This window comes from Bradyrhizobium sp. SZCCHNS3052 (genome assembly GCF_032484495.1).
Classification (GTDB): domain Bacteria; phylum Pseudomonadota; class Alphaproteobacteria; order Rhizobiales; family Xanthobacteraceae; genus Bradyrhizobium.
Genome location: NZ_JAUETB010000011.1, coordinates 62,524 through 81,869, shown reverse-complemented (window position 1 = coordinate 81,869; position 19,346 = coordinate 62,524). Strand labels below are relative to the sequence as shown.

16 protein-coding genes are annotated in these 19,346 nt (G+C 62.7%); 8 read left to right on the top strand and 8 right to left on the bottom strand.

The genetic code is table 11. The features are described 5' to 3' along the window. Window positions 1-298 precede the first annotated feature (298 nt). The 6 genes from QX073_RS27075 to QX073_RS27055 form a co-directional block, all read right to left on the bottom strand. On the bottom strand, window positions 299-781 hold the full coding sequence (locus QX073_RS27075) for an A24 family peptidase (RefSeq protein ID WP_316226673.1): 483 nt from the start codon (window positions 779-781) through the stop codon (window positions 299-301). A gap of 330 nt (window positions 782-1,111) precedes the next feature. After that, window positions 1,112-2,524: a mannose-1-phosphate guanylyltransferase/mannose-6-phosphate isomerase gene (locus QX073_RS27070; RefSeq protein ID WP_315826527.1), complete on the bottom strand. Its 1,413-nt coding sequence runs from the start codon at window positions 2,522-2,524 to the stop codon at window positions 1,112-1,114. Beyond that, window positions 2,521-3,018 (bottom strand): hypothetical protein, encoded by a 498-nt coding sequence (locus QX073_RS27065; RefSeq protein WP_315716348.1) that lies wholly within the window; start codon window positions 3,016-3,018, stop codon window positions 2,521-2,523. The genes QX073_RS27070 and QX073_RS27065 overlap by 4 nt, the downstream gene beginning before the upstream one ends. Window positions 3,019-4,487: 1,469 nt before the next feature. Further along, a complete protein-coding gene (locus tag QX073_RS34465; protein ID WP_410052394.1) occupies window positions 4,488-5,279 on the bottom strand; it encodes a DUF1963 domain-containing protein in 792 nt (263 codons plus the stop codon). 240 nt (window positions 5,280-5,519) lie between these two features. Continuing rightward, on the bottom strand, window positions 5,520-8,651 hold the full coding sequence (locus QX073_RS27060) for a patatin-like phospholipase family protein (RefSeq protein ID WP_316226672.1): 3,132 nt from the start codon (window positions 8,649-8,651) through the stop codon (window positions 5,520-5,522). A gap of 63 nt (window positions 8,652-8,714) precedes the next feature. Then, entirely contained in the window at window positions 8,715-9,917 is a 1,203-nt protein-coding gene (locus tag QX073_RS27055; protein ID WP_316226671.1) for a TIR domain-containing protein, read from the bottom strand. A 591-nt stretch (window positions 9,918-10,508) separates the two neighbouring features. Between QX073_RS27055 and aqpZ the strand changes: the two genes are divergently transcribed. Beyond that, window positions 10,509-11,261: an aquaporin Z gene (gene aqpZ, locus QX073_RS27050; RefSeq protein WP_316226670.1), complete on the top strand. Its 753-nt coding sequence runs from the start codon at window positions 10,509-10,511 to the stop codon at window positions 11,259-11,261. A gap of 160 nt (window positions 11,262-11,421) precedes the next feature. Continuing rightward, entirely contained in the window at window positions 11,422-11,739 is a 318-nt protein-coding gene (locus QX073_RS27045) for a hypothetical protein (RefSeq protein ID WP_316226669.1), read from the top strand. 27 nt (window positions 11,740-11,766) lie between these two features. On the opposite strand, the gene QX073_RS27040 is transcribed toward QX073_RS27045, so the two are convergent. Next, on the bottom strand, window positions 11,767-12,177 hold the full coding sequence (locus QX073_RS27040) for a flagellar basal body rod protein FlgC (protein WP_315716344.1): 411 nt from the start codon (window positions 12,175-12,177) through the stop codon (window positions 11,767-11,769). Between the two features lie 116 nt (window positions 12,178-12,293). After that, entirely contained in the window at window positions 12,294-12,527 is a 234-nt protein-coding gene (locus QX073_RS27035; RefSeq protein WP_316226668.1) for a hypothetical protein, read from the bottom strand. 388 nt (window positions 12,528-12,915) lie between these two features. Between QX073_RS27035 and QX073_RS27030 the strand changes: the two genes are divergently transcribed. The 6 genes from QX073_RS27030 to QX073_RS27005 all read left to right on the top strand — a co-directional run bounded on the left by QX073_RS27030 (window position 12,916) and on the right by QX073_RS27005 (window position 19,318). Beyond that, a complete protein-coding gene (locus QX073_RS27030) occupies window positions 12,916-13,863 on the top strand; it encodes a sugar-binding transcriptional regulator (RefSeq protein ID WP_316175695.1) in 948 nt (315 codons plus the stop codon). Between the two features lie 163 nt (window positions 13,864-14,026). Then, window positions 14,027-15,358: a sugar ABC transporter substrate-binding protein gene (locus QX073_RS27025; RefSeq protein ID WP_315716341.1), complete on the top strand. Its 1,332-nt coding sequence runs from the start codon at window positions 14,027-14,029 to the stop codon at window positions 15,356-15,358. Between the two features lie 411 nt (window positions 15,359-15,769). Beyond that, window positions 15,770-16,642 carry a sugar ABC transporter permease gene (locus tag QX073_RS27020; RefSeq protein ID WP_315751372.1) on the top strand — a complete coding sequence of 291 codons (873 nt, stop codon included), beginning with the start codon at window positions 15,770-15,772 and terminating at the stop codon, window positions 16,640-16,642. A gap of 2 nt (window positions 16,643-16,644) precedes the next feature. After that, window positions 16,645-17,475, top strand: coding sequence for a carbohydrate ABC transporter permease (locus QX073_RS27015; RefSeq protein ID WP_316170757.1), 831 nt, complete (start codon window positions 16,645-16,647; stop codon window positions 17,473-17,475). A 14-nt stretch (window positions 17,476-17,489) separates the two neighbouring features. Further along, window positions 17,490-18,497, top strand: coding sequence for an ABC transporter ATP-binding protein (locus QX073_RS27010; protein ID WP_316185486.1), 1,008 nt, complete (start codon window positions 17,490-17,492; stop codon window positions 18,495-18,497). 47 nt (window positions 18,498-18,544) lie between these two features. Beyond that, window positions 18,545-19,318: an SDR family NAD(P)-dependent oxidoreductase gene (locus QX073_RS27005; protein WP_315716337.1), complete on the top strand. Its 774-nt coding sequence runs from the start codon at window positions 18,545-18,547 to the stop codon at window positions 19,316-19,318. The last annotated feature ends 28 nt before the right edge of the window (window positions 19,319-19,346 follow it).

Sequence of the window (19,346 nt, the reverse complement as noted above, 5' to 3'; positions counted from 1 at the left end):
TGAAGAGTGTCAGGTAGGATGTCATCATCGGAGTGCGATTGTTATACGAGCCGTTGAGTAGCCAACAGTGTTGACGGATACGCTGACCGAATGGTCGATGTTGTGACCGAGAACGGCAGCTGCGCATCGGCGCCACTGAGGAGGACCAAAGCGCCATGCAGCAAGCACTCCACTGCTCCGGTGGCGGGTGCACGATCGACCTTCAGCTCTATTCCCGAAACTGACGACGTTCTAAGCTTGATGGTTCAAAACGCCCAGGGCTGGGAGAATCCCCTGCGGGTGCCCGGATGTATACGAATCAAACGAGCCATCGACTTTCCTGCGCAGCAAGGGTGACGAGCAGCCCAAAAGCCAGAAATGGTCCAAACGGGACCGCGCTCTTCCGTGTGACGGAGTAGCCAGCCGCATGTAGGGTGGCGACTACCGCGAGCGCCGATAGTGAGGCGGACAACAACTGGAGAGGGATGCCGACCATACCAACCCAAAAAGTCGACGCAGTCAGTAGCTTCACGTCGCCTAGTCCCAGGCCCTGCTGCCTTCGGATGACGAAATAGAGCCAGCGTAGGAGCCAGACGGCAGCAGCGACGATCATTGCCTGGAGAACTGTTTCGACGACGGCAGGCAATCCGCCCAGGGCAGCTGCCCGAAACGCCCCAATTAGGGCGATCGTCGCATTCAGCGCGTTGGGTATTGGTCTGCGCTTGAAATCGATCCAAGCCAGCAAAACCAAAAGGCCTGGTAGGAAGATCAGACAAGCCGTAGCTACCCCAAGTCCGGTCATCGCGTACTAATGAGCTGCGCGCGGGGATAGTGCTGGATGTAGTCGAATCCGAATCCCCACAGTGCACATTTGATTGCGAAAATCACCTTCTCGCCCCGCGCGTGAAACAGGCGATTGATATTGCCAACAAAATCTCCGCGTCCGAGTGCTCGATAACCCCGAGTAATCACTCACGCTATTCCCTCATTTCAAGTGTCAATGCGGGAAGTCACGACTTCGCTTCTGCCCGATGTTTTGGTCGTGTTCTGCGTCAAAGTTAGGAGGCAGGCCAGCGGCTTGCCGAACATCGCCCCCTAGCTCGGCTCGCGTGATTCGCGGCGAGACCCCGCCTTACTCGCGGCGGTAATCGTCCTCGATACGGATGATGTCGTCCTCGCCGAGATAGGACCCGGTCTGGACTTCGATCAGTTCCAGCAGGATCTTGCCCGGGTTTTCCAGCCGGTGCACCGCGCCCATCGGAATGTAGATCGATTCGTTCTCGTGCACGGTCTTGACCGTCTCGTTGACGGTGACCCGCGCCGCGCCGCGCACCACGATCCAGTGCTCGGACCGGTGATAGTGCTTCTGAAGCGACAGCCGCTGGCCGGGCTTGACGATGATGCGCTTGACCTGATGACGCTCGCCATTGTCGACCGACTGGTAGCTGCCCCAGGGCCGGTGCACCTTGATGTGGGCCTCGGTGACTTCAGGCGCGACGGTCTTGAGCCTAGCGACCAGCCGCTTCAAGCCGTTGGCATCGCGCTGGCGCGACACCAGCACGGCATCCTGCGCCGCCACCACGACGAGATCGTCGACGCCCTCGAGCGCGACCAGCGCCTTGTCGGTGACGACGTTGCAGTTACGGGAATCCTCGAACACGGCGGTGCCGCGCGCGGCATTGCCCTGCCCGTCCTTGTCGGACAATTCCCAGACCGCATGCCAGGAGCCGACATCGGACCAGCCGCACGACACCGGGGCCACGGCCGCCCGTTCGGTCTTCTCCATCACGGCATAGTCGATCGAGATCGGCTTGGCCGCCGCGAAGGCGTCGGAATCCAGGATGATGAAGCCGAGGTCGCGGCCGGCCTTGGACACCGCATTAATCACCGTCTGCACGCTGCCCGCATCGAACTTGCGGTATTCGTCGAGCAGGACCGACGCGCGGAACATGAAGTTGCCGCTGTTCCAGAGATAGCCCTCGCGAATGTAGCGCTCAGCGGTCGGCTGATCCGGCTTCTCGACGAATTTTGCGACCGCCCGCACCTCCCCGCATACCGGTGCACCCGGGCTGATATAGCCATATTCGGTGGCCGCGCGCTCCGGATTGACGCCGAAGGTGACGATGCGGCCGGCCTCGGCGGCAGCGAGCCCCTGGCGGCACGCCGCGAGGAAAGCCGCGGTGTCGCGAACGACGTGATCGGCCGCCAGCGCCAGCACGACGGCGTCCTGATGGCGCGACTGGGCGAAAGCGGCTCCGGCGGCGATCGCCGGGCCTGAATCGCGCCGCATCGGCTCCAGCAGGACGTCGGCGTCGATGCCGATCTCGGCCAGTTGCTCCAGCACCATGAAGCGATAGGCCAGGTTGGTGATGATGATCGGCCGCTCGAAAAGATCGGCATCGGAGACGCGCAGCAGCGTGTCCTGGAACGTGGAACGGGCGCCGAACAGCGGCAGGAACTGCTTCGGCCTGACCTCGCGCGAGGCCGGCCAGAGCCGGGTCCCGGCGCCGCCGCACATGATGAGAGGAATGATGCGTCCGGTCATGAAATCAACCCGTCAAATCCGATGGTAGTCGCGGTACCATTTTGCAAAACGTCCGATGCTGTCGGCGATCGACGTCGCCGGCCGGAAGCCGATGTCGCGTTCGAGGTCGCTGACATCGGCATAGTTCGTCTCGACGTCTCCGGCTGCATCGGAAACATCTTCATGATGGGCGGACGGCCGAACTCCTTTTCAAGCACCTTCCCGAGGGCACGCGTGGCCGGGAGCACCGAGCCCGGATCGGCTTGGTGGGCACTGTCAATCGGAACGGTGACGAAGACGCAAGCAGCCGCGGCCGTCTCGCTCGGATCGGTGGTGAAGTGCAAGTCCGGCCGATTCAGAGTGGCCGACGGGATCTCATAGCTGCTGTCCCTACCGTCTTCTAGCTTGGCCATTTGGACGACGTCGATGTCAAATCCGATCGCCGGGTGGCCGGCTTGCACGAACGCTGCCGCGACCGGCGAGCCGGCATAAGCACCGCCTATCGCTGCGATCATTAGTCCATGGGACATAAACTGGTGTTCCGGTTGTTTGCGAGGCCATTGACGCCACCCCGCGGCTGTTTAGCCACTGGGGCGTCAGTACCGCAAGGGGGCGGTCTCCGCCGCGGCATCGCCTAAAGTCCGGCCCCGCTAGGAGGGGAGTTGCGCGTCGCGCACTCGACTTCGGAATCTTAAGAGCCAAAGTTGCCATGGCGTGGGTGCATTTTGACTCCCCTCTTTGGATCGCGGCTCGCTCGCGTCTTTTCGGGCCAATGAGCTCGAATTCGCCGGACGCATCATGGCCAGCGCGAGAACATTCTCTCGGCGCGTACTGGCGGGGGCCTTCATCGATCAGACAGCGGAGATTCTCCACGTAGCTCAGGCCAGAGCGGGGGTAAACTGTGGCGGAGGAGAGATGATCGTCGGGTACACTGGCAGGTACACGATGCCTTTGGAGCGCGAAAAACATCATATTAATCATGCTGATAGAGAAATTTTCGATTCCGCCCCTGGGCACCACGCTTCGCCCGTTGGGCTACGCGTGGCGCAGCCGCGCTGTAGTCCAACGGGCGAAGCGTGCCCGGCGAAGCCTCTTGGCGAAGCCGGGCGTTTGAGCCCCCTCTGCTCGCGCCTTGAGCCAAGCTCTCTGATCCCGATCAAACCTGTCAAACAGCCTGCCGCTCATCGCAGCCTTGCTCACAGCCATGCCGCCGCATTCTCGCGGCCGCGTCGGCCCGAGCTCTGCTGCCGTTGGCGTCCTCGTCAGATGAGAGGGCGCGGGGAAGGCCGGGTGCTGGTCGCACCCGCGGTCCGCGTGCAGCAAGAAAGCACGCGGCAGAACCACAGGTACGGCCGAACATCCGGCCTTCCCCGCGCGATGGCTTTACGGCTTATACGCGATCTCCCCGGGGACCGGCTGTGTTGCCCCCGTCGCCCGCTGCGCTCGTCATGAACGCCGCGACCTTGACGCCAGCATCGGGGCGCCAGGACCACGCGACTTCGCCGTCCGCACCTCATCAGTCGTCGCGCAAAAAGCGCCAGACGAAGTAGCGGCCACCGCATCCCCGCCTCACGTGCCGTGACGATCGCGATACGCCCCTCTCGGCGAAGCAGGATGGCGAGATAAGATCACTGATTTGGGGGTGGTGTCAATAAATATTCTGGTATTCAGAATTTTCGGCCTGAGCCGCTGCCGTGCCGCATCGGTTGATGACATGAGTTGGCCGCCATCAAACTCACCATTAAGACGACCTGCTTCCCGCGCACGACGAAATATCGCCGCTTGGCGCTCGCAAGAAACGCGCGGAAAAAGTGCAGCGTCAACGTAGTCCCCCTCTAATCTCAGACGGAGAGCCCGTTCCGATGGCACAGCCGGTCTATCACCAACTCCGGAAATCCAAGAGCGTTCGCGGAAATCGCTTCGTGCTGATCGCAGTTGAATGCAAGAAGGCGATATGCACTTCCGCTCGTCCGCTATCGGACTTTCAATAACACTGCCAGTCGAATGCCCGTTTCCGTGGGTCGCGTTGGCTGCGGGCGGAATACGCAGTGCCGCTGTCTCCCCACATCCAGCCAGCCTCGCTTTCGCTATCGATTTGGATGGCAAACGAGAAGTCTTGGATGGCAAACGAGAAGTCGTCATCGCTGTCCTGATGGTACCACCACGGCTCCGACTGAACGCAGCTGGGCCAACCTCCCAATTTGGTAGCATGTATGCGTGGGAGATTCATTTCATAATAAGTGTGGCGGAGATTGTCTGGAAGGTCGAGCGGCAGGAGATCGTGCGTCGGTGAGTCGGGTGTGACATTGCTCCAGTGAACATGGGTGTCACGGATCGTGGAGTCGTGTGACGGTGCAACGAGCGGGACAAGCGCGTCAACAGAAGGATACGTCCTTAAGCACCAACCCGCTCCCTTTCCTTCACCCGGATCTCGCAGCCACGGAAACTCGGCCTCCATGAAGTGGAGCGAAATGAACAAGGCAATGAGTTCAATATCGGCGAGGCTGTTCGGACGCCAGGGAGCCTCCGTCAGGTTCAGTTGGCACAGGGGCCAGAGCGGCTTTTCGCGCCACGTCGGCCAATGCTCCCCGGGTAAGCAAACATCGACTCGGCCAAAGACCGAGGCGTGCCGGTTCCTATCTGGTGAAAGGGGGCCACCAACCTTGATCGGCGCACACGGTCGTTCAAGCTGCCGCTGCCATTCGATCCACTCTGAGGCACTCGATTGTTGGCATTGAACCGGTCCTTCGCTACGGCGGTCCCGGACATGTGACACAGCTCCTTGGCCCAGTCATGGTCGTTTGGTCATCCATGGGCCTGTCCGGCAAGGGGTAACGGCGGCAGGAGCCCGTCGGAGAAAAAATGCCGCGTCACCGTAACCCCGGGAAGGCATCATCAACACTGGCAGGCGCACTTGCTGCTGGCCTGTCGAGTGACGTGACGGAGAGGAAGATGAAGTCCTCCTTCGATTTTGACATGTACTCGTCCGTTGCCAGCGCGCACGAATACTTCGTTTCTATCGCAACTGATTTAACCGGCCCATCCTCAGGAAAATGCGATCAATCACCCTGAGGTGAAATTGCGCGGGGATCCAGAGGACGAGGCCGAGAAGGCCAATTACGATTCGGCCCACATGTTCGCGAACCAATGGTGACGCGAGCGGAATCATAAGAATAACAAGTGCGAAAATCACCCACCCATTCACCATGATGCTTATTCGGGGCGGACCACCGTCATGGATTAGCCACGCGGCTGTCAGCACAATTCCAGCAGCGGAACTGAGCAAGATGATCAGGGGTAGAACACGGGACTGCGACCAGATTCTAAACATTCGGCTGCCTGCACTTCTCAGCAGCCGCAATAGGTGTCTGTAGCTCTTATCCGAGGTCATGGAATCCCGCAGCACCGACTCAATGGCCAGAAAGTCCCACTCGGCACCTTCTTGCGTGTGGGTAGGCAGAACTTGGACCTGCGGTAAGTAGTACTCGGTCATGCGATAGCCGCTTGCCATCAGGGCGTACGCCTCGACCTCGGAAAAGCTGTCAAGGTCGGTGCGAATCCCTGCGAGAAGTTCCTGAACCTGCTTCCGAATACCGTATTCGGTCACCGGCTCGTCTGTTTGGTTCGAATCGTCGCGCGGCTCTTCGCATCCCACCCAGTCGACCGGTACGACATCGAGGTCCTTCTTTAAATGGATGAACATCGCGCCCTTGAGGAGGCCGCCCTTCTGCATCGTGTCCAAGCGGGCATATTGCTCCTGCCGGACGCGTTCCATAAGGATTGAATTGCTCCGCGTCAGCGACGCTAGCGTGCCCCCGCCAGGATCTGGCGCGAGTGCCGTTTGCCCGGAGGCGTCGCTCACGAGAACAACGCTGCAGCCTTGTTCGAAGAGGCTGGCGATCCCCTGGTTGTCGTGCACACCGCCGTCGACGTGTCTCAATATAAGTGGCTCGGGCTTTCGACCTCTTTCTTCGAGACGATATAGGCCATCTATTCTAATTGGCTCGAACAAGCCGGGCACGCAGGCAGAAGCAACAACAGCCTGAGAAAGGCTGGTCGCTCGGTGCTCGGGTGGTGCCTCACCGTGGTACATTCTTCGCAGCCGGTTGGTGCCGTCTGCATTGGGATCGATTCCCCAAGGAGACTCACCCATGAAGCTTGTTGTATATTGCCAAGCATGTCCCGTATTCAGCGTCGTGGCATTAAGTATTAACACTGGGACTTTCGTTTGACGGCGCCAGTTGTAGATCTTCGGTTCGAAGTTCTCTTTTCCTCCTAGGGGTTGGATTCTCAGATCCCTGAGAAGCAACGGACCCTTCGGCCTCCGCTCGCTCGTTGCGTTCGTCCACACTCTCGCAAAGAGCTGGGTCTCGAGAAGTTCTCCCAGTCTAACTGTTCTCGTGTAAGCGCGGCTAACGATTGAACGCAGGAGCGGAAGCGGGTTGGCAAACACTCGCATCCGTATATTTGTCTGAACGCCGGCAAGAAAATCCGCGGCCACGCGCCGTACTAGCTCAATGTATGCCTCGCGTAGCTCGATCTCGCTCAGTTTCTCCAGCTCCTTGGTCTCCATTGCCTCTCGAAGCTGGAGGTAGTAGTGGGCGCCAATGATTGAACCACCCGAAACACACGAAAGGACCTCGACGCGGCGCAGGACATCGAGCTCGGCCAGTTTTGCAAGCACCCCGATATGAAAGAGCGAAGCACGAAAGCCCCCACCAGAAAGGGCCAGGCCGACCTTTCCAATGAAAGCGCTTTCGCGTGCGGCGGCGGAGCCAACGAAAGCGTCGAGCGCCTTGGCAGCCTTCGCTACCACGGGCTCATTCGGTGATGGTATGCCTCTGTTCTGGAGCTGACACAGCGTCGCAAGCTGTGTGGCGGTGCTCCGGAATTCCCAGTCGGGGATGCTAGGGAGGGCTTTGGCCGCCATGAGCCAGCTCTCGGCCTCGTCGTACCTGCCTAGTCCAAACAGCGCATCAGAAAGCGTGACGAGATACCACCAGTTCTTGTTGACCGCGGGATCCGTGGTGCGCAACGGCAACAGCTTCGCCACAACTGCTTCTCGTATCGCCCTGGCCTCCATTCGTCGTCCCTCGACCGACGGCATTCCTTCAGATAATTCTATGTCGGCGAGTTGGTCCAAAACAAATGCGGCGTTGATCGCGCTGTAGCCATAGTCCTTCTCCGGACCAACATCGAAGCCACGACGGTAGTAGTGATATGAGCGTTCGAGTTGGTCCTTTTGCCCCGTGGCCTGCCAGCAGCGCTTACAAATGGCGCCCATGATGCCGAGAGTCTCTTGGTCAGAGGTGTTCGCGATATCGAAGGTTCCTTTGAGGATCGCAAGCGCTTGATCAAGAGCCTTCAAAACGGGCAAATCAGGATCTTTGTAGGTGCACAGCGAGTGCTGCTGAGCAAACCAAGCCCGAAGAGCAACCTCTGGGGTCAACTCTTCACGAACTCTCGTAAGGACTTTCCGCGCCGTGCCGAACCTGTCCTCATTCTTGAGGCGGATCACCAAATCCTTCACTTGTTCGAGCGAGAGCTGATGGCCTCGCAGGTACTCCTGTGCTTCGTTGGCCGCAGAGCGCGTGAGGATGACTCGCTCCTCAAACCCTGCCTCCGCCGCCAATTTCCGGAATTGACCGGTTATGTCGCTTCCGGATCTGGCTGCCCCCTCCCAGACGACTGCGGCGATGAGCCGATGCAGAGCACCCTCTCGCGCAAGCGTCTTGGCCTCACGGATGACAGCTTCGTTCACGGCGGCATAGACGGCAGCGTCGCTGGTATGATTGCCGGAAAGCACAATCAGGTCTCCTGCTGCGTCGGCAGCCGAGACGAGACGGTCAAACAGCCGGCCCCAATCGCCCGGTCGATCGATCACTGATGTTTGTCGAAATCGCTTCAGCGGAGCCGGCACAACAATACGACGTCGTAGACTCAGGCGCTCCGCCTCCTCGAGTGCAAGGAGGTCAGCGCCGCAGGCAGCGGAGCTGACGATGGTGGCTACGCGTTCTCTGGTGAGCAGGTCGGCAAGCCGTTGGCGCACAACTGGGATGCTTTCGGGCGGAAAGCGAGAGGGGACGGTATCAGCGCCATCGATCCGTCGTCCGGCGAGCGCCAATACCGAAGATTTCTTGCGGAACATCGAGCTCAGCAACTTGGCACCTTTTGAGCCGCTTGGATTGAATGGTCGCCTCCTGCACGAGCGCTAGCGGGGCTGTTCTTTCCAGCCGCTGTCCGCCGAAGGATCGTCGATATAGGCATCTTGTACATTGTCGAAGATCTGACAGGTCCTCGCCTGGCCGCTCCCTCTCAAGAAGCTGAACGCCACACACCGTCGGTCGCCGGAGCAGACCACTTGGCACGCCGTCAGGTCGGAGACGTTGGCAGTGGCGATTGGTCGTGCGTCAAATCGATGATTGTGCACTATACCTATTTGTACTGGCAGTGTTGAACGGTTCGGCAACGCCAAAGGCTTTTTGATGCCGATTGCGGAGCGTGGCTCCAGCACCGAAGTCACGATTTTCCGTTTTAGAAAACACACCTTGTTCCAACGATCAAAGCTGAATGCCACGCATGCCGGGTTCACGTCGCACTGCAAGGCGCACGCGGTGATGTCCGAATTGCGAATGCCGACTTGGCCATCAGCTTGCACAATGTCTTGTCTATCGATGTCCTGGTTGATCTGCAGTGTGTAGTTGCTGAGGCTCCTCGGCGGCACCTCGTTGGTGGGCGTGACTTCCGGAGACTGTTTGGCTGTTGTCGCTCCGGGGAGCTCTTCGGCTGTTATCGCTCCGGGAGGCTTTTGGGCGGCTGCGTTCGTGCGAGGTGTCTCACGTAGATTGTCGCCACTCGAGGTGTCTTGCGGCCCCACGAATTGATAGGCAATTGCACCCGTTACCACGATAGCTGCGGCAGCAATTGCCAGCGTCCATCGGCTCCGCCGTGCAGCGAGTTTCGGGACCGGCTGCGGAATTGGCGGTGGTTTTCCGGCGTGTACCTGTTCAGGCGGTGTGGACGGGGACACGATATGCCGCGAGATATCATTAATCAGCCTCTGGAACGCTTGGGTCGGCTCCGTGGCATTCCAATCTGACAGGTCCGCCGCCTGTAGACTCCGAAATCCGATCGGAGGCTCGACACCTTCGATGAGCACCGGGACCAGCATCCCTCGTCGTTTTGCATCGTCCGCCTCTTCCTGCACCCAGCCGGATGCGATCGAGGCCTTGGACCAGATGACGACGACACAGCGCGCCTCGTTGAGTTCTCGTCCGATGGTTCCCCGCCATGTCTCGCCGATCGGGATAGTTCGGTCCCAAAAGATCGACCAACCGCGGCCTTCAAGTGCGCGCGCAAGCATTTCGGCCCGCGTCCGGTCTTCGTTCGCATAGCTGATGAAAACATCACTCATATCGGCTTCCGCTAGATTGGCATCAGCGTCGAGGCGCGAAGGCAATGATGCCGCTGATGACCCCGAAGGCCTCAGGTAGGGCAGCCCGAAGTCGCGATGGGTCGCGAAATCCCGCTTGAGTATTGGCCATATGGACACTCTCTCTGGAGTTCCAGGCCAATCCATTTATCGCAGCGCTCAGCACAACCATTGCGCTAAATCAACATCAGCCGGAATTGCACGCTTAAATTGTTTAAGGTGGGAAGGTTTCGGATGCCGGCCGCCTGAGGAGCAGCATCGGCATTTCGGCATTCGAGAGCCTCCGGAGACCTCAGCCGAGATCGATCAAAGGTCTTCGCATGACCGCGAGTGCGATGCGAAGTAGGGCGCTGGAGCTGGTCGTAACGATTAGTTCGCGGCAGCTCTCCTGGTGCGGACAGTCTCGCCGCAACTCAATGGTTGCTACGGACTGGCCATCATTGTGGGTTTGGGGATGACAGACTCTCGCCGCAACACCGACTCCGCCTTTGATTTCAGGTTGCGGATGTGGTCATCTTCGCCATCAGCGGTAGTGGCGGGGAGAAGGCATCACACGCACCCAGGGAGGCGATGATGAACGGCAACAACAACAAGCTCGTGGCGGAGGCGATCGGGACGTTCTGGCTGACGTTCGGCGGTTGCGGCAGTGCGGTGATCGCAGCCGGCGTGCCGGATGTCGGGATCGGCATGCTCGGCGTGGCGCTCGCGTTCGGGCTCACCGTGGTGACCATGGCCTATGCGATCGGGCACATCTCGGGCTGCCATCTCAATCCGGCTGTCACCGTTGGGCTGGCGTGTGGCGGGCGGTTCCCGACCGGGCTGATCGTGCCCTACATCATCGCGCAGGTGGTCGGCGCCATCGTTGGCGCGGCCGTGCTGTATGCGATCGCCAGCGGGGCGCCGGACTTCAGCACGGCGAGCGGCTTTGCCGCCAATGGCTATGCGGAGCATTCGCCCGGCAAATATGGGCTCGGGGCCTGCCTGCTCAGCGAGGTCGTGCTGACGATGATGTTCCTGTTCGTGATCATGGGCGCGACCCATGGCAAGGCGCCGGCCGGGTTTGCGCCGCTGGCGATTGGGCTGGCGCTGACGCTCATTCACCTCATCAGCATCCACGTCACCAACACCTCGGTGAACCCGGCGCGCAGCACCGGGCCGGCGCTGTTCGTCGGCGGCTGGGCGCTGGCGCAGCTCTGGCTGTTCTGGGTGGCGCCGCTGCTCGGCGGCGCGGCCGGCGGCTTCATCTATCGCTGGCTGAGCCCGGAGCCGGCCGGCGAGGTGACCGGCGAGCGGACGGGGCAGGGCGCGGTCGCGAAAAGCGCCTAGGAAGATCTCCTCACGCGGTTGGATCGGGCCGCGTCACGGCGTGGCCGATGCCGCGGTCGCGCCGCTCTTGATCGCGGCCGGCTCTGCTGGATAATGCGCGCCTTGTCAGCGTGCACGATTTTGGGTCTCGCCGGCGCTCTCCGAGAAGAAGCGCGCGCGTGTGGCAGCGAAGGCGAGCCGGGCGCCGGAGCTGGTGGCGATCGTGCCGACGCGGGACGGCTGGAGCTGTCATCGCTGCGGCGGGACCGGCGATGTCCTCATGATGGAGGATGGCGGTCCGGCGTGTCTCTCATGCGTCGGCCTCGGCGATCTCGTGTTTCTGCCCGCGGGCAACGCGCTGCTGTCGCGGCGGGCCAAGGCGAAGAGCAAACGCCATGCGGTGGTGATGCGCTTCAGCCGGACGCGCGGGCACTATGAGCGGCAGGGGCTGCTGGTGGAGCCGCAGGTGCTGGCCGAACCCGGTGAAGCCATCACCTGAGCGATCCTGTCCGGAGACGGGTCGCGCTCACACCTTCATGTCGATCACGGTGCGGCTCATCTCGTCGCTCGCCTTCAGCACTTTCGCGTTCGCGGCGAAGCTGTATTTGGCGACGAGCTGGCTGATCATCTCCTGCGCGAGATCGACATTGGGCGCGGCGACGAGGCCATCCTTGTTGGCGAACGGCGCGGTGGGATCGTAGCTCGCGGACGTACCCGAGCTCGAACGCGTGATGGTCGTCTGCGTGCCGCCGCCGGCGACGTCGCTCTGCACCAGCTCGAGCGGGTCGTAGGCCTTCGGCGCGCCGGCCGGTAGCGTGCCGTCGGCATTGGGCAGCGCGCCCGTGCTCCTGGCATTGGCGACGTTCGAGGCGGACACCTCGAGCCGGCGCGAGGCGGCTTGCATGCCGGAGACTGCGATGGTGGCGGTGGGACTCATGGCGGCGCTTGCTGATGACGTGATGCGCCAGCTAAGCCCGCGGCGCACCAAGCAAGTGTCAAGACCGCCGATGAGACTCGAGCGTCCGGCTCAAGGTTTTGTTCACCATCACGAACTCAACGCGGCCCGTTTGGATCGTCGCGCAGCAGCGCCAAGGCGGTGGGCACATCCATGGCTGCGGAGACGAGCACATATTCGCCGCGTGCCGCGTGGACGCCCCCGGTGACCACGACCGCCCGCTTCGGGCAGAGGCCGAAGCAGCTCGTCGCGATGACGCGGGCGGGCTTCTCGCCTGCGCGGCTGCCGGGGCTGTCGTGGGATTCCAGCGCCTGCTTGATGGCCTTCTTCAAGGCCTTGTTCAATGCTTTGGGGTCATCGCTGCGCTTCAGGCATTTACGGCAGACGAACACCGGAGCGGCGCGGTGGGGGCGCACGAGAGAAGGGAGGGCCATGCTTCCGAGCTAAGCGGCCGGCCGAGCCGCCGCATCCCTCGGGGATGCGCAGCCGTCGTGCGCCGAGCGAGGGTCCGCGACGCTGGGCGCAACCTGCCGAGATTGGGCTATTGCCCACGATCAGAGCATATGATCTGGTCTGGATGACCCTGCCGCGTTCCTCCTGGGGATGGTGGCGCGCCTCGGTTCCCGGCGCCGTGAGCGCCGTGGCATAGTGCAGGCCGATCAGCGTCGGGCCGCGCTCGGCCGGGAAGACGTGTTCTGAAAGGGAGGCCGGCTCGGCGTCATGGCGGGCGACAGCGACAAATCACGGCTCGACGATGCCGCTCGCGCCGGCTGGCTGTACTTCATCGCCGGCCATACCCAGGACGAGATCGCCCGGATGCTGCAGGTGTCGCGCGCCTCGGCGCAGCGGCTGGTGTCGCTGTGCCTCGCCGAGCGGCTGATCACGTTCCGGCTCGAGCATCCGATCGCCTCGTGCATGGCGCTGGCCGCGCAGCTCAAGGAGCGCTTCGCGCTGGTGCACTGCGAGGTGGTCCCGACCGATCCGGCCGCGCCGGCCGGCGCGGCGGGGATCGCCGAACGCTGCGCCAACCTGCTGGAGACGACGCTGCGCGCCGAGACGCCGGTCATCATCGCGCTCGGCACGGGCCGGGCGGTGCGCGCCGCGGTCGAGCGCGTCTCGCCGGTCGACCGGCCCGAGCACCAGATCGTCTCGCTGGTCGGCAACATCCTGGCCGACGGCTCCGCCAGCTTCTTCGACACCGTCGGCCGGCTCGCCGACCGCACCGGCGCGCGGCACTATCCGATGCCGCTGCCGTTCCTGATGGGCACCGAGGACGAGCGCGACCGCATGGTCCGGCTCGATGCCATCGCCAAGGTCAAGGCGGTCGCCGACAAGGCCGACCTCAAGCTGGTCGGCATCGGCCAGATGGACCAGAAGGCGCAGATGCATGTCGACGGCTTCGTCACCCGCGACGAGCTCACCGAGATGATGCGGCTCGGGGCCATCGGCGAGATCACCGGGTGGGCCTATGACGCCAACGGCAGGGTGATCGCCGGCGGCACCAACCGCAGGCTCACCAGCATTCCGCCCGAGGTGCCGGCCCGCGCGATGACGATCGCGGCGGCGCTGGGACCGGCGAAGATCCCGGCCATCCGCGCCGCGCTGACCGGGCGGCTCGTCAACGGCCTGATTACCGACGAGGCCACGGCGCGCGCCATCCTGGCGTGAATGCCCGCGGCGCTGCTGCGCATTGTTCTATCAAAGGTCGGATCCCTGTCGCGTCGCACAACCTGTGGGCGCCGGCGCATGCTTGACAAAGCCCGATCAGTGTTGTGAACATCAGCTCAGCCCGTGAGCATATATTCAATAACCGCGGGAATGGGAGGAGACCGTGAAGACCATCTTCACTCGGACGAGCACGCTTGCCGCCCTGCTGGGCGCCGCCACGCTGCTGACACATGCGCCCGCACTGGCGGAGACGAGTCTGACGATCGCCACCGTCAACAACGGTGACATGATCCGGATGCAGGGCCTTACCAGCGAGTTCACCAAGGCCAACCCCGACATCTCCGTGAAATGGGTGACGCTGGAAGAGAACGTGCTGCGCCAGCGCGTGACGACGGACATCGCCACCAAGGGCGGCCAGTTCGACATCCTCACCATCGGCACCTATGAGGTGCCGATCTGGGCCAAGAAGAACTGGCTGGTGCCGCTCGACAAGCTCGGCGCCGACTATGACGCGGGCGACATCCTGCCCAAGATCAAGGACGCGGTATCGGTCGACGGCAAGCTCTATGCAGCGCCGTTCTACGGCGAGAGCTCGTTCGTGATGTACCGCACCGACCTGTTCGACAAGGCCGGGCTGAAGATGCCGGAGAGCCCGACCTGGGACTTCGTCGTCGACGCCGCCAAGAAGCTCACCGACAAGCAGGGCGGCGTGTACGGCATCTGCCTGCGCGGAAAGGCCGGCTGGGGCGAGAACATGGCGTTCCTGACCGCGATGTCGAATTCGTTCGGCGCGCGCTGGTTCGACGAGAAATGGCAGCCGCAGTTCAACACGCCGGAATGGAAGAAGACGCTGACGACGTATGTCGAGCTGATGAAGGAGGCAGGCCCTCCCGGCGCCAGTTCGAACGGCTTCAACGAGAACCTCGCGCTGTTCAACTCCGGCAAATGCGCGATGTGGATCGATGCGACGGTGGCGGCCTCGTTCGTGACCAATCCGAAGGAGTCGAAAGTCGCCGACAAGGTCGGCTTCGCGCTGGCGCCGAACACCGGGCTCGGCAAGAACGCCAACTGGCTGTGGGCGTGGAGCCTCGCGGTCCCCGCCGGCTCGCAGAAGGTGGAGGCGGCGGAGAAGTTCATCGCCTGGGCGACCAGCAAGGACTATCTCAAGCTCGTCGCCTCGAAGGACGGCTGGGCCAACGTGCCGCCGGGCACCCGCACCTCGCTGTACAAGAACGAGGAGTATCTGAAGGTCGCGCCGTTCGCCAAGCTGACCCTGGCCTCGATCGATGCCGCCGATCCGAACAAGCCGACGGTCAAGCCGGTGCCTTACGTCGGCGTGCAATACGCTGCGATTCCTGAATTCCAGGGCATCGGCACCGCGGTGGGGCAGCAGTTCTCGGCGGCACTCGCCGGCTCGATGACCGTCGATGCGGCGCTCGCGGCGGCACAGTCCTCCACCGAACGCGAGATGAAGCGCGCCGGCTACATCAAATAGGCGCGCAAAGTTATCAGCTCGACACGAAACTCCTCCCGAGCTGATCACTGGCGGCCATCCCTCCCCACAGGGATGGCCGCTTTTTCTCTCCAACGTTGTTCGAGCTCTCGCCCGGACGACGGTGCGCTCCCTCTCCCCGCTTGCGGGGAGAGGGTTGGGGTGAGGGGGACTCTCCACGAATACCGCGCTCGCGGAGAGTCACCCTCACCCGGATTGCATCTGGCGATGCAATCCGACCTCTCCCCGCAGGCGGGGCGAGGTGCACCGAGCCCGAGGCTTCTATTCTCACGGCGGCGTGGTCATTGCGAGGAGCCGAAGGCGACGAAGCAATCCAGAGTCCCCCCGTGATTGTGGATTGCTTCCCGTCGCTCGCAATGACGGCAGTGTTCATCGAGCAAATGGACAGCGGCAATGGCCACCAGGCAGACGCAACTCCTCGCCCGCGCGCTGATGTCGCCGGCGGTCATCCTGCTGTTCATCTGGATGATCGTGCCGCTGGCGCTGACGATCTACTTCTCGACCCTGCATTACAGCCTGCTCGATCCCGGCTCGGAGAGCTTCGTCGGCTTCGAGAACTTCACCTACTTCCTCACCGATCCCGCCTTCCTCGCCTCGCTGCAGAATACGCTGGTGCTGGTCGGCTCGGTGCTGCTGCTGACCATCGGTCTCGGCATTCCCCTCGCGATCCTGCTCGACCAGCCCGTGATTGGCCGCAACATCATCCGCCTGATGGTGATCGCGCCGTTCTTCGTGATGCCGACGGTGAGCGCGCTGGTGTGGAAGAACCTGCTGATGCATCCGGTGTCCGGCCTGTTTGCCTGGATCGCGACCTCGCTGGGGCTGACGCCGATCGACTGGTTCACCGACGCGCCGCTGCTCGCGGTCATCTTCATCGTCGCCTGGCAGTGGCTGCCGTTCGCGACCCTGATCCTGCTGACCGCGCTGCAGTCGCTCGACGAGGAGCAGAAGGAAGCCGCCGAGATGGATGGCGCCGGCGCGCTGTCGCGCTTCATCTATCTGACCGTGCCGCATCTGGCGCGCCCGATCACGGTGGTGATCCTGATCGAGACCATCTTCCTGCTCACGGTGTTCGCCGAGATCTTCGTCACCACCGGCGGCGGGCCGGGGTTGCAGACCACCAACATCGCCTTCCTGGTCTATTCTCAGGCGCTGATCCAGTTCGACGTCGGCACCGCCTCGGCCGGCGGCCTCGTCGCGGTGGTCATCGCCAACATCGTCGCCTTCTTCCTGGTCCGCATCGTCGGCCGCAATCTGGAGGCCTGACCATGGCGCGCAAGGTCACCGGACGTCATGTCGCGATCTCGACCGTGGCCGCGTGGCTGGCCGGCTTCGTGATCTTCTTCCCGATCCTGTGGATGGTGCTGGCGAGCTTCAAGACCGAGCTGGAGGCGTTCGCGACGCCGCCGTCGTTCCTGTTCTTCCACTGGACCACCGAGAACTACGTCACCGTGCAGGAGCGCAGCGACTATCTGCACCACGCGCTGAACTCGCTGATCATCGCCGGCGGTTCGACCCTGATCGCGATGCTGATCGCGATCCCTGCGGCGTGGTCGATGGCGTTTGCGCCGACCAAGCGCACCAAGGATATCCTGCTCTGGATGCTCTCGACCAAGATGATGCCGCCGGTCGGCGTGCTCGTGCCGATCTATCTCATCTACAAGAATTTCGGTCTGCTCGACACCCGCACCGGGCTGGTCTTCATCCTGTGCCTCGGCAACCTGCCGATCGTGATCTGGATGCTGTTCACCTACTTCAAGGAGATCCCGAAGGACATCCTCGAGGCGGCGCGGATGGACGGCGCCACGATCGGGCGCGAGCTGATCTACGTGCTGACGCCGATGGCGATCCCGGGGCTGGCCTCGACCCTTCTCCTGAACCTGATCCTGGCCTGGAACGAGGCGTTCTGGACCTTGAACCTGTCGACATTGAATGCGGCGCCGCTGACGACCTTCATCGCGTCCTATTCGAGCCCGGAAGGCCTGTTCTGGGCGCGGCTGTCGGCGGCGTCCACGCTCGCGATCGCGCCGATCCTGATCATCGGCTGGTTCAGCCAGAAGCAGCTCGTGCGCGGGCTGACCTTCGGCGCAGTAAAGTAACGAAAGGGCTGACCATGGGACGGATCACGCTGGAAGGTGTGCAGAAATCGTTCGGGCCGGTCCACATCATCAAGGGCGCCGATCTCGACATTCCCGACGGCGCCTTCGTGGTGTTCGTCGGCCCCTCCGGTTGCGGCAAGACCACGCTGCTGCGGCTGATCGCGGGGCTCGAGGACGTCTCCGGCGGACGGATCCTGATCGACGGCAACAATGTCGTCGATGTGCCGCCGGCCAAGCGCGGCCTGTCGATGGTGTTCCAGTCCTACGCGCTGTATCCGCATATGAGCGTGCGCGGCAACATCGCCTTCGGCCTGAAGATGGCCGGGCTGCCCAAGGCCGAGATCAACCAGAAGGTCGAGGCGGCCGCGGCCACCTTGAACCTCACGCCCTATCTCGATCGAAAGCCGCGCGAGCTGTCCGGCGGCCAGCGCCAGCGTGTCGCGATCGGCCGCGCCATCGTGCGCGAGCCCAAAGCGTTCCTGTTCGACGAACCGCTGTCCAATCTCGATGCCGCGCTGCGCGTGCAGATGCGGCTCGAGGTGACGCGGCTGCAGAAGCAGCTCGGCACCACCGCGATCTACGTGACGCACGACCAGGTCGAGGCCATGACCATGGCCGACAAGATCGTGGTGCTGAACGCCGGCCGCATCGAGCAATATGGCTCGCCGATCGAGCTCTATCAGCGCCCCGCCAATCTGTTCGTCGCCAGCTTCATCGGCTCGCCGAAGATGAACCTCATCACCGGCGCGGAAGCGGACAAACACCATGCGACCACGATCGGCGTGCGGCCCGAGCATGTCGCGGTCGTCGACGACGGCGGCGAGGGCTGGCCCGGCAAGGTGGTGATCGCCGAGCATCTCGGCAGCGACACCTTTCTCTACGTCGATGCCGGCGCGCTCGGGACGCTCACCGTGCGCGTCGTCGGCGAGAAACGACTCAGTGCCGGCGACACTGTGACGCTGCGGCCCGAGCCCAGCCGCATCTACCGCTTCGACGAGAGCGGCAATTCGATCTTCGCATGAGAGGTGACGTCCCCTTCGGGCGTCAACGACAACAACGGACCACGACGATGTACCTCGAAAAATTCAAACTGAACGGCAAGACCGCGTTGGTCACCGGCGGCGGGCAGGGCATTGGCCTGGCTTGCGTCGAGGCGCTGGCGGAGGCGGGCGCGCATGTCGTGATCGCCGATCGCGACGCCAAGGCGGCGGCGGACGGGCAGGCGGCGATGAAGGCCAAGGGCTATGACACCGAGACCGCGCTGATGGACGTCACCAACTCGGCTCAGGTCAACGAGGTGGCCGACGATCTGGTCGCGCGCTACGGCGGCATCGACATCCTCGTCAACAATGCCGGCATCGCGCGCAGCGAGACGCCGGCCGAGACCGTCACCGACGAGCACTGGCTGAACGTGCTGGACGTCAATCTCAACGGCACCTTCTGGTGCTGCCGCGCCTTCGGCAAGCACATGCTGGCGGCCAACAGTGGCGCCATCGTCAACATCGGCTCGATGTCCGGCTTCATCGTCAACAAGCCGCAGGAGCAGTGCTTCTACAACGCGTCCAAGGCTGCGGTGCACCATCTGACCAAGTCGCTGGCGGCCGAATGGGGCGCGCGGGGCATCCGCGTCAACGCGGTCGCGCCGACCTATATCGAGACTCCGCTGAACGCCTTCGTGAAGAGCAATCCGCGGATGTACGACGCCTGGATCGGTGGAACCCCGATGGCACGGATGGGGCAGGTCGAGGAGATCGCCTCGGTGGTGCTGTTCCTGGCCTCGGAAGCCGCAAGTTTGATGACCGGCAGCGTCGTCGTTGTCGATGGCGGCTACACTTGCTGGTAAGCTCGCGTCAAAATTGACGGGAGCGAAA